Consider the following 9,814-nt stretch of genomic DNA (forward strand, 5'->3'; position numbering starts at 1 on the left):
CGGTTCGCGCTGTACGCTTACTGGTAAACCAACAAGTTGTTGACTCAGAAAGCAAAAAACCGCCACGAGGGCGGGTTCTTTAAATAGTGGTGCCGGACTCGGAATCGAACCAAGGACACGGGGATTTTCAAAACTCGTGTCAAGTTTATGGTTCGATGTGGCCGCTTTTATCAGCCAAGGAAGCTCCGTGATTCTGGATGGAGCAAGTCAACCAGCATGTTCATTGGTGAGTGTTAAGCATTTGCCTTTCTCATAATAACCCCACCAGTCAAGTTGCTGACCAATGATAACTACGATAGATGGTCTGTCGTAGGGTAACCCTTTTTTCCAGCTTGAAAGATCGATGCCAGAAGGCGTTGGATTTGGTTCAGGGTGTGTGTGCCATTCGCCTATATAGGTAAGGAAGCCGCCAGACGTTAACCAGTGTTGATCAACTTGATGTTGATGGTGCTGTTTTTTACGAGTAAAGCCAAAGCGAGTTGCAACATCAGCAGGGCCTGGTTCTGTGATTTGAGTGATGATTATATGAGGTGGGCGAACTTCTCCGATTAGAACCCCTCCTTGTTCGCACTGATTCTTATGCAATTGGCGATATTTATTTAAAGCTCTCAGAGCAGCGGTTTCAACAATAACCAATCCTCCGCTCTGATTTCTTAGGACCAGCTCGGAATTGAGATCAGGAGCAAACACTACAACCTCCATATTTGGCTAGCTTTCGTCGTTTATGATGTACAACTTTACCTGTTGAATGCTGAGCGTAGGTCCATGGTAGTTTTTCATTGAGAGTATTCAAAACAGCTTCCTGAATCAGTGCTGCTGTGATTGTACTCACACTTGCGTCATAAGGCGTAAAAACGCTGCCACAAGAGTTACGATAGGGTGAGGGGGGCTTGTTGGATTCGCCGAGTACCGTAAGCTGTTGAGTACAGCCATAACAGGCCTTCCCATCATCGATCATCACAACAGATGCCATACCATAGGCGTCGTTATACCCGTGAATGAGAAAAGGTGGACGTCGAGACGAGCTGCGCATTAAATGGCTAAGCATTTTACCTGTGGGAGCATGTCCTGTTGCATCAATTACAATATCATAGCCATGAATCTTTTCTTCTTTCATTTCCATGCGATATGGCAGTGCATGGATGTTCAGACGACCTAAGGCGTCTCGTTTAAGATATTCACTCAAAGCTTCAGATTTATTCCAGCCTATATAAGTTGCTGGTAGAGCATGCCTGCTAAGATTACCTGGGGATAAGAAATCTCCATCGCAGAGGGTTAGTTTGCCTATGCTTCCTCGTCCGGCACCAACTTTAGCCAGTAGTTGGGCGGCAAAGCCCCCAATTGTTCCACAGCCGATTATTAGGATTTTCTTATTCTCAAGATCTAGAGGGGCAACGCGGTTTCTTTGTTGTATTTCTTGTCTACTTATTGAACGAACACTCAGGCGCAGCATTGCACTTGTTGCGTGTTTTGCTCTTAACATCGGGAGGACTGTACGAAGCTTTTGCCCATTCTTTTTTCCACCATGCTTGGTTTTTCTTTGGGCGTGGTGTTGCAAGACAGTACGTGCACTTGACTGGAAGTTGATCTCAAAACCAATTATTCCCTCATTAGCGATATCCAGTAAAGCGATCTGCCTGTCTTTAGTTAAATTTTTGAGTATTCCTCTCGCGAGGGAATCATGGGCAGCAAGGTCAGCAGATTTAAGCCAATCAAAAACTTCGCTAAGTGATTCTGGAGGCCATCTGACAGGAGCTAAATCGTTATGAGCTACTCTGACAATTGTCACATTGCTGTCTTTTTCCAGAGTTAATTCTTGGTTTCGTAGCCTGTACCAATCGTCCCTTTGCTGGGAGTCAGTGAATATAACTATTTCCTTGCTAGCTTGTCCTCCACTTGAGGTTACCGCTTGCAGGGATCTGTAGGAGAAATCTTCACTTGAAAGTACACCTGCATTCCCATAGATATAGGCATCAGTAAGCCCATCCCAATAATTTACAAATTCCCCCTGAAATTCCATTTGTCGCAGATCTCCAGCAGAGACAGCATTATTTAGGGCTTGCTGTATAAGGTGATCTAGCATCTCAATTACTGCTGGGGGATACTGTGGATTCCAGTCAGCGGTGTCTTGATTTACAAGACATAATCTCTGAAAACTACTGATGTGTGGAAGGGCTATACTAATAAACTTTTCTGGCCTACTGAGAATATAAACTTCCGGAAGGTGACTAAAATCTTCATCTGGATCTATGACGGCAACAGTAAAGTTACCCTCCTTGGTCTGGTAGATTTTGGTGTAAACATCCCAGTCCCTGTGCAAGGTAACTGGCAGATCGGTAATGTAGCGGCTTTCAGAATATTGAAAGCCGCTTTGCAGGAAAAGATTATGGATAGTCACTATTAACCGCTCGTCATAGAATCTTTCATTTGGTTTTGCGGCTGAGGTTGTCGCGGCTGCTGGTAGGCTGGCATTGAAGCCCAAGGCTTGATTATCTCCTCATTAAAGACCCCATCCCCAAACAGTTCATTTAAGAGTTGCAGTGCCTGGCTTTTGGTCGGCGAGTCTTTGAGTGCTTTATGAAGCGTTGAATGCAACTCCTCAGCCCTAGAAATTATCTTTTGGCTCGCAACCGTGTCCGTATTTGCTTTAGGGAATAATAAGCGTCCATCATCCGATGTGTCTGGACTTTTAACACCTTCTGTTAACTGTGATGACAACCTTTCTGTTACTGCTAACAAAAGCTCACTATGATCTAGTGAGTTTGGCATTTCAATGTTGTCGAAAGTATCGACCACACACTTCATTAGAGCGATAGAAGATAAGTGTGGGTGTTCCCATTGGACGTCACGCCAGGCTTTCAGATAACGACAGATTTGTCGCATCGGTTCCTTGTGGCGTTTTACTGCGTTTCTAAACCAGGTGGCAACTGTTTCAGGGTCTGATTTGATCCATTTATCACTTCCTCGGACGGCGAGATAAACGCAATCCTCATCAAGTTTCACGCTAGCAGATTTTGACATATAGCTTGCATTGCCCACTATGGAGTCCATTGCTATTCTTTTTGCTGCGGCCTTTCTGATTTCAAACTGGTCCTTAGGGATCGCGTACATAGGGACATCTACGTGTACATTCCTATTTTCAATGATTATGCGCCCGCAGTTAGGCATTTTTGATGCTTTCCATCCGGGATTTTCCTCAGCAAGTGACGCTAAGGACGCATCGACAAGTAAAAGTAGCAGACGGTGCCCAACCAACGGTTGCTCTCTGAACATATCCATTGGCATATATGTGCCATCATCGATGTCCATCTGTTGTGGAGGCATGTGGTAGGGCTTATTTAATGTCTTATAGTTATAGCTACCCTGAACCCAGAACCAGGGCTCAGTGTCGAGAAAGGCTCTGCGTGCATCATCGCCCATATTAAGTATGAGTGTTGCAACCTTCTGGATGTCTTCTTCGTCAAGATATCGCAGAAAGGTTTTCTTAACAGCGCTTTCAACAAGCAGCATATTAGTTGAATTATAAAGTGTGCTGTTCATCGTATTGATTACGTCTTTCGCTTCAGCAAACACGTTCTTTATACGGTTTCTTATCTTTTTCTTCAGTTCTTCAAGAAAATCTATATCGGCTTTAGACGGTTCCAATCTTTTCATGAGTCCATCGTTGGAGCCGGTAAAATATAAGTGTGCTGACCACTTCATTCTGGTTTTTCCTTACGATCAAGTGGATGGATGAAAGCCGGAGCCTCCATGCTAAAGAATGTCTTAAAGAGGTTATCATCACCGGTTGCCGTTGTTGCGACGGATTTTCCCCAGGCTACAAGAGCTTTCAATGATTCAGTACTCGCGTTATCCAGTGATATGAGTTGTGCCTGCTGATCGGGTACTGTTTCATCAAGTGAGAAATATCGCTCGGGGGCACCTTCATGATTGAGTGTTTTGTTTGCCATGAAGCCATGCATTTTCTGAGAGGAAGACATTACAGTTTCTATGAGTGCTTTGCCTCCGCCCCATAGCCCAACGTAACCCGGTGATAATTTAGTGATATTGTTGGGATTGATACAGAAATCATTCGATAGGGTACCGATATTTAGAATTTTGATATCTTCTGGTGCTAAACCCAAAAATTCTTCATCGTCAAGGTAGTTGAGTGCTTCATGGTACGCAACAAAGGAAGGGTTGTTTGCCAGTAACCCTCCATCAGCAAAATAGGCACTTTGGTTTTCAATATAATGAGGCAGGAAATATGTAGGTGCAGCGGATGTAGCCATTGCAACATCAATTAGATTAAATTGATCATCCCTTGTGAATCGAGAGTTATGGCAAGTTTTGATGTATAAAGGACGACCTGTACTAAGGTTGATCGTAGGGATAAGTAGGCGTCGTTTCAGCATCCGAACCGTTTTGCCATCTCCTATAATCCCCGTTACTTCTTTTTTGAGATGAGCAGCATTGTAGAGGGGGCACCATAAGCGTTTAACAAACTGATGGATACCTCGTAGCCAGCCGGGAATCCAACTATATCGAGGGAAGATTGCTGGGGCAGCAGTATGAAATTTAATCTGTAAATCTCTGGCTTTCTGTCCGTCAGCTAAAGCAATTGCAATGATCCCGCCAATAGAGGCACCTGTGATCATGTCAAAGTAGCTACCTATGGCCAGATCAGGGTTGTTGGTACGCTCAGCCATAACTCTTTCAAGTTCAGCAAGTATAGTTATCGAGAACAAACCGCGAACACCGCCCCCATTCAGGGACAGTATTTTGAATTGTTTTTGAGAGTCGTCCATGGAACCTCCATCGTTTTCAAACGTAGAATATGGGGTAATCTGAACAACATTCAAGGTCTTAATGAAAGAAATTTGAAGATAAAATCATCATTTTGTATAAAAAATCAGCAATAAGGCTTTGGGTACTATCTGTGATAAATATCTTAGGATATTTGCCCCCAGTGAGAGGGCTCTCAACTGCTGGCAGGTGCTTAGTCAAGACGTGTCAGCTCGTAATAGCCAACAGTTTTACGGCTTGTGAAGTAGTTCCCATTAAGTTTACGTTTACCTTTTAGGCTTAGTTTAAGAATTGCCGTTCCTCTATATGGGGCTTCTTCGTCAAAATTTGCTTTATGTTTAGGAGTTGTTAAAAAGACATAATAGAGTACTGCACGCCCAGTTTCTTCATCCTTCTTAGGTTTAGCCACCAAAGTCTGTGAGTCTGAGCCTTCGGCTTCAACATCCATTCCAATTTTAAGAAAGGTTTGCTTAATCGTTGCATTTGCTCGTGATGTACCTTTTTTATCTCCCCATTCCCAATGGATAACCATATCCCAGGTTCCATTTAAATCAGGGAAGAGCAGATCGTTTAATATAGGTAAAGCTTTCCATAGCCAGCGCCAACCAAAGTAAATAAGTGACAACAAAAGGGCATTGAGAAGTAGTGAACCTCCTGTTGCAATTGATACAGCAGATGAAAAAGTCATATTTTCATCGTATACAGCCCATAAAATCAGGCAGCATATAACTGCATAGGCTACTGCAATCAAGGATATAACTTTTCCGATCGGGATTAAATTTATCATTGTAGCTCCTCATAATGAATTTCCTTTCCGTTCTCAAATATAGAAAGACGCCCTCCTTCGCTTACAATGCCTGTAAGTTGTATTTCCTCGATGAAAGAACCATATAGAGCTGCAACGAAACGCCCTCCCACAAATCTTGATCTATCAAACCATACGTTAGGTATTATTTGAGGAGAGAAGTATTGTGCTATATATTTTATTTTTCCTGAGTCATCTAAAATGTGAAAGCCATCATGATATGTATTGTTTTTATTTGATATCTCGGAAAGTAAATCTAAGGTAGAACCATTCTGTATAGGATTTGTATCCCGCAGATTTGTTATGGAAAGGTTTTTGGTATCATTACAAATAATTACTCCGATCCCAGAGAAATCACTATGGCTAGATGTTTTCCAAATATCATGGAGTAATTCATACAGTAACTCTTTTGTCATTATTTGTTGTATGCTTATTGTTAGGGTGAGTGATTAATGCACATTATCCGATACCTTTTTTTATAAGGGAAGGGGTGATTTTCAACTGCATGAATTTTCAGTAGTAGAAGTATGCGCATCTATTGATGTGCATTGATGGACAGGTTGTGTCCCTTTTGTGATTGTTTTGCAAGATATTGATTTTAATGTTTTTTATTTTACTTGTGTATTGCAATGTGTGGACATAACCCGTCCACACGACTGCACATAATCCCGTTCCTGCTTCAGCAACCCGGATGCCGGAATGGACCGACACGACAAACTTGGATACCGACTTGGATTGATACTGACGCGCCTCAATAATGGCGAGTCACTGACCGTGAGGGATCTTGCTGACGAATTTAACGTTTGCGAAAAAACAATACGGCGTGATCTGACCGAGCGCCTTGCCTATCTTAATCTGCTCCGACAGGGTAAACAGTATCGGCTGCCTAAAGGTATACTGGGACAACGCAGCAACACGGATTTGCGCCGTTTTACCCGCATTCTCGGTATCGAAGGGCTGTTCCCCCGCTGGGAAGATCGCCTGCTGAACGTGCTCCTGGGAGACACCGAAAACAATCCCTTCCTGATCAAGCAACGCCCTTATGAGAATTGCGGTGCTTTCATGTCCACCCTCAACGCGATCTCCGGGGCGATTCAGGCATCACAGAAAATAACTTTTACCTATAAAGACAAAACGTTTTCGGCCACTGAACCTTATCGTGTCGTGAATGACAGAGGGCTCTGGTATCTCGCCGCCCGGCACGAAGGAACGTTGAAGAGTTTTGCCGTTTCCACGATGACCCATGTGCAGGTCAGCAATATGCGATTCAGTCCTGATCCCTTAGTCAGTCAGCAGGTGGAACTTGCGGAAAGCATCTGGTATGGCGATGAACTCACCGAAGTGCTGATCGCTGTATCTGCCCGCGCGGCATCCTATTTCTCTCGCCGCAACATTTATCCCGGTCAGGAAATTATCCATACAACACCAGCCGGTGATTTGCTCATTATTTCCCGTGTGGCGCACCCCCGGCAGATTATTCCTCTTATCAAATACTGGTTGCCTGAGGTGGAAGTCATTAAGCCAGCTTCCATCCGCAATCAGATTATTGACGACATGCGCAGTGCGCTCACCCGATATGATGAAATGAATAGAGAAACATCAGATGAATAACGAAACGACTTTATACGACGATAATGACGCGGAAAATGCTTTTGAGGCGCTTGCAGTGGACTTACTGAGCGGGTTGCTGGGGGCGCATGATAATGCGCAAAATGCCGGACTGAAAGACTGGCTGGACAGCCCTTTCCCCGTTCAGCCAGAGGTTTTACTCAAACATGCCGCATTTATCTGTGAGCGATTTCAGGCCGGGGACGACAGCCACCTGCTGATGCACGGCATTGATGAACAACTGGCGGCGATGACGCTTTCCCGTAAGGAACGCTTCAGCCCGATGAATAAAGGGGTGGTTGGATATTCTGCTCCTCGTGACCTGGATAAAGTGAATGCGTTACTGAAGGTCATTATCACCTGGTATGAGTGCGAAATCGTCCGGTTGAAGGTGAAGTATGGCGAAATCACGCCGCCGGGCAAAAAATAAACCGCACCAGTGAGTCATTGAGAAGGGAGAGCACAACGCTCTCCCTTCTGTTATTGATTGGCTGTCACAGTTTGACGATGCCACTTTTTAGCGCCAGCCGGACACACTTGTTAGCTTCCTGCATAATGACATCGTGCGGATACATATTCATTGCACGATACCCGTCTGATTTCGCCATTTTTCCTTCCATGCCTGCATTATCCAGAATGGCTTTCCACGCATCACGTATTTTCTTCGAGTCCTTTTCGCCCACGCCGCCGGAAAGCGTGCCAAACAGCTCCTTGTTGTTGTCGCCAATATTTTTGTATTCCTTTGCATCCGGGTCCAGCAGCATGGCCATTTGCGTTGACTGACGGGTGGCCTCATAGCAACGGCCCGCTGTTTCCAGTGGGATTAGAGCGGCGGATGCTGAAGCAGATGCTGCCAGAATGCATGTGGTGAGAATGATGTTTTTCATTAATTTAACCTGTGAAAAATGAAGAGGTTTGAATTCAGTTATTGATAGCGTCAGGCCGATGACTATTCATCGCCTTTGCGGTTGGCGGAGGAACTGTAATAGCTGACGCATTTATCGGAGAAAGCTGCCTTCTGATAAGCCCGGGGAAGCTCATTTTCCAGAGCATCAGAGTTTTCATTAATTGATTCCTGGTCAACGCCGTGGCGGGCCAGTTCGTTGTGCAGCCAGCTTTTGGTGAAAGCGATGTCACTTCCACTGGACTTCATAAGCCCTTCATTGCCGTCCAGAGCCAGATAACAGCTCACCCGGTTTTCAACCTGAACCAGTCCGGCATGAGCGCTGACAAGCGGGATGAACGAAATAAACAGTGCAGTACAAATCTTGTTCATGATGTTTTTTCCTTAAATAACAAGCCATGCGGGATATCGCCGAATAAGCATATCGGGTGGGCTGGACAGGTTATGACCACAGGGGAAAGAATTTTCAGCGATGGATGAAAGCACGTCGAAGTTGTGCTGAGAGACGCCAGCAACCGGGGGAAGCGGGCTCCATGATGCAGCCCATGCGGGCAAGGTCACGGCGGGCTGTGCGGGATGAAATCCCGAAGTGTTGTGTGAGCACACGGACTGACAACGTCTTCCCCTGACAGAGCAAAATGACGCAGTGGCAGAGGCGTTCAGCAAGTTTTTCAGCGCGGGCCATCAGTCCTCCCATACGCGCCAGGTATTCCCGCGTTGCAGTCGTTTAAGCTGGCGATGCAGGACTACGGCATTATCCGGTCTTCCGGTCAGGCACTCTGCTGTGAAACGGTGGCAGTTCTCCTTCAGCAGGTGATACTGACGTCTGGAGCCCAGCGCCCGTAATGCCCGACCGGCTGCGGCGATATTTCCAACCGGCAACCGTCCCTGACAGTCGGTATAGACCGACATGGCAGGGTTCAGGCCATTCAGCCTGGCCATAAATCCTTTGCGGTCGCTGCACAGCACCTCGCCATCACCGGACAGATGCACAATCCGGTTATTTCCGGTGTAGATACCGCTGTGGGTGGCATAGCCGCCTGCCAGTTCGCACCAGACGATACCGCCTCTTGCCGGTTCGTCCACCGTGTCACGAATAACATTGTCGGCAAAGCTTTCCGCAAGACTGAACAGAGGCCGGTATATCACCAGCCGGGAAATAAGCGTGAACAGCATAAAGCCTCCTTATTAGTCCGGGGAAACGGTGACGGTGAAGACATCCATCGCGCAGTACGCCACAAAATTTTCCTGCCAGAGCGTCCAGAACTCGCTCAGCTCATGGTTGAGCGGCAGCTCTCCGATAAGGTAGTGCCAGGCATAGCGCTGCGACCAGCAGATATCAAATTCCTTTGCCAGTTCGGGCCAGACCCGGCCCTGCCAGCTGAAGTCGGTGAGGTAATCCAGTTGCCATATTTCAGGCTGTTCGCTGCGGATAAGGCGAATTTCTACCGGATGCCAGCCACCGTTTTCAGCGCTGTACTCCGGGTCACGAAAGTTCAGCACGACATTCTGACAAGTGTCAGGCAGTGCCGCGAGGTGTGTGGTTATCAGCGCGATAAATTCGTTACTCAGGGGAAGGTCAAGAGTGGGCTGGTGCAACGTGGGTGAATTAGGGATCACAGATAATCTCCTTTATAGCGATATAAATTAGGTTGCCTTCGGCAGTGCAAAGGTCATGAAGGAAGGGGGAGAGCAAGGGGGATAAAGGGGGT

13 protein-coding genes are annotated in these 9,814 nt (G+C 46.0%); 2 read left to right on the forward strand and 11 right to left on the reverse strand.

Features of this window, described 5'->3' with window-relative positions; genetic code table 11:
• Window positions 1-207: 207 nt before the first annotated feature.
• The 6 genes from UTM25_RS22130 to UTM25_RS22155 form a co-directional block, all read right to left on the reverse strand.
• Complete coding sequence (locus UTM25_RS22130) at window positions 208-690, reverse strand: Mov34/MPN/PAD-1 family protein (RefSeq protein ID WP_194401767.1); 483 nt, start codon at window positions 688-690, stop codon at window positions 208-210.
• Complete coding sequence (locus UTM25_RS22135; RefSeq protein ID WP_194401768.1) at window positions 677-2,482, reverse strand: ThiF family adenylyltransferase; 1,806 nt, start codon at window positions 2,480-2,482, stop codon at window positions 677-679. The genes UTM25_RS22130 and UTM25_RS22135 overlap by 14 nt, the downstream gene beginning before the upstream one ends.
• A complete protein-coding gene (locus UTM25_RS22140) occupies window positions 2,401-3,702 on the reverse strand; it encodes a CBASS cGAMP synthase (protein ID WP_194401769.1) in 1,302 nt (433 codons plus the stop codon). Before UTM25_RS22140 ends, UTM25_RS22135 begins: the two co-directional genes overlap by 82 nt.
• A complete protein-coding gene (locus UTM25_RS22145; protein WP_194401770.1) occupies window positions 3,699-4,787 on the reverse strand; it encodes a CBASS cGAMP-activated phospholipase in 1,089 nt (362 codons plus the stop codon). The genes UTM25_RS22140 and UTM25_RS22145 overlap by 4 nt, the downstream gene beginning before the upstream one ends.
• Before the next feature lie 191 nt (window positions 4,788-4,978).
• Complete coding sequence (locus UTM25_RS22150) at window positions 4,979-5,572, reverse strand: hypothetical protein (protein ID WP_194401771.1); 594 nt, start codon at window positions 5,570-5,572, stop codon at window positions 4,979-4,981.
• Window positions 5,569-6,006: a diadenylate cyclase gene (locus tag UTM25_RS22155; RefSeq protein ID WP_194401772.1), complete on the reverse strand. Its 438-nt coding sequence runs from the start codon at window positions 6,004-6,006 to the stop codon at window positions 5,569-5,571. Before UTM25_RS22155 ends, UTM25_RS22150 begins: the two co-directional genes overlap by 4 nt.
• 283 nt (window positions 6,007-6,289) lie before the next feature.
• Between UTM25_RS22155 and UTM25_RS22160 the strand changes: the two genes are divergently transcribed.
• Window positions 6,290-7,201, forward strand: a complete 912-nt coding sequence (locus tag UTM25_RS22160; RefSeq protein WP_194401773.1) for a helix-turn-helix transcriptional regulator — start codon at window positions 6,290-6,292, stop codon at window positions 7,199-7,201.
• Entirely contained in the window at window positions 7,194-7,628 is a 435-nt protein-coding gene (locus UTM25_RS22165; protein ID WP_194401774.1) for a hypothetical protein, read from the forward strand. Before UTM25_RS22160 ends, UTM25_RS22165 begins: the two co-directional genes overlap by 8 nt.
• 64 nt (window positions 7,629-7,692) lie before the next feature.
• Here UTM25_RS22165 and UTM25_RS22170 read toward each other — a convergent pair whose 3' ends face one another.
• The 5 genes from UTM25_RS22170 to UTM25_RS22190 form a co-directional block, all read right to left on the reverse strand.
• Window positions 7,693-8,085 (reverse strand): hypothetical protein, encoded by a 393-nt coding sequence (locus UTM25_RS22170; protein ID WP_194401775.1) that lies wholly within the window; start codon window positions 8,083-8,085, stop codon window positions 7,693-7,695.
• Window positions 8,086-8,147: 62 nt separating this feature from the next.
• Window positions 8,148-8,474 (reverse strand): hypothetical protein, encoded by a 327-nt coding sequence (locus UTM25_RS22175; protein WP_194401776.1) that lies wholly within the window; start codon window positions 8,472-8,474, stop codon window positions 8,148-8,150.
• 94 nt (window positions 8,475-8,568) lie between these two features.
• On the reverse strand, window positions 8,569-8,799 hold the full coding sequence (locus UTM25_RS22180) for a DeoR family transcriptional regulator (protein WP_194401777.1): 231 nt from the start codon (window positions 8,797-8,799) through the stop codon (window positions 8,569-8,571).
• Window positions 8,787-9,278 (reverse strand): lecithin retinol acyltransferase family protein, encoded by a 492-nt coding sequence (locus UTM25_RS22185; protein ID WP_206689182.1) that lies wholly within the window; start codon window positions 9,276-9,278, stop codon window positions 8,787-8,789. Before UTM25_RS22185 ends, UTM25_RS22180 begins: the two co-directional genes overlap by 13 nt.
• A gap of 12 nt (window positions 9,279-9,290) precedes the next feature.
• Window positions 9,291-9,722: a DUF2787 family protein gene (locus UTM25_RS22190; protein WP_320715364.1), complete on the reverse strand. Its 432-nt coding sequence runs from the start codon at window positions 9,720-9,722 to the stop codon at window positions 9,291-9,293.
• Between the last annotated feature and the right edge of the window lie 92 nt (window positions 9,723-9,814).

Source organism: Enterobacter sp. 61D5 (assembly GCF_034107965.1).
GTDB classification, from domain to species: domain Bacteria; phylum Pseudomonadota; class Gammaproteobacteria; order Enterobacterales; family Enterobacteriaceae; genus Enterobacter; species Enterobacter cloacae_M.

Excerpts from the sequence above, each read along its gene's own strand:
- UTM25_RS22155 (WP_194401772.1), bottom strand. The coding sequence starts at position 6,006 with ATGACAAAAGAGTTACTGTATGAATTACTCCATGATATTTGGAAAACA.
- UTM25_RS22185 (WP_206689182.1), bottom strand. The coding sequence starts at position 9,278 with ATGCTGTTCACGCTTATTTCCCGGCTGGTGATATACCGGCCTCTGTTC.
- UTM25_RS22165 (WP_194401774.1), top strand. The coding sequence starts at position 7,194 with ATGAATAACGAAACGACTTTATACGACGATAATGACGCGGAAAATGCT.
- UTM25_RS22145 (WP_194401770.1), bottom strand. The coding sequence starts at position 4,787 with ATGGACGACTCTCAAAAACAATTCAAAATACTGTCCCTGAATGGGGGC.
- UTM25_RS22175 (WP_194401776.1), bottom strand. The coding sequence starts at position 8,474 with ATGAACAAGATTTGTACTGCACTGTTTATTTCGTTCATCCCGCTTGTC.
- UTM25_RS22160 (WP_194401773.1), top strand. The coding sequence starts at position 6,290 with ATGGACCGACACGACAAACTTGGATACCGACTTGGATTGATACTGACG.
- UTM25_RS22170 (WP_194401775.1), bottom strand. The coding sequence starts at position 8,085 with ATGAAAAACATCATTCTCACCACATGCATTCTGGCAGCATCTGCTTCA.
- UTM25_RS22140 (WP_194401769.1), bottom strand. The coding sequence starts at position 3,702 with ATGAAGTGGTCAGCACACTTATATTTTACCGGCTCCAACGATGGACTC.
- UTM25_RS22180 (WP_194401777.1), bottom strand. The coding sequence starts at position 8,799 with ATGGGAGGACTGATGGCCCGCGCTGAAAAACTTGCTGAACGCCTCTGC.
- UTM25_RS22150 (WP_194401771.1), bottom strand. The coding sequence starts at position 5,572 with ATGATAAATTTAATCCCGATCGGAAAAGTTATATCCTTGATTGCAGTA.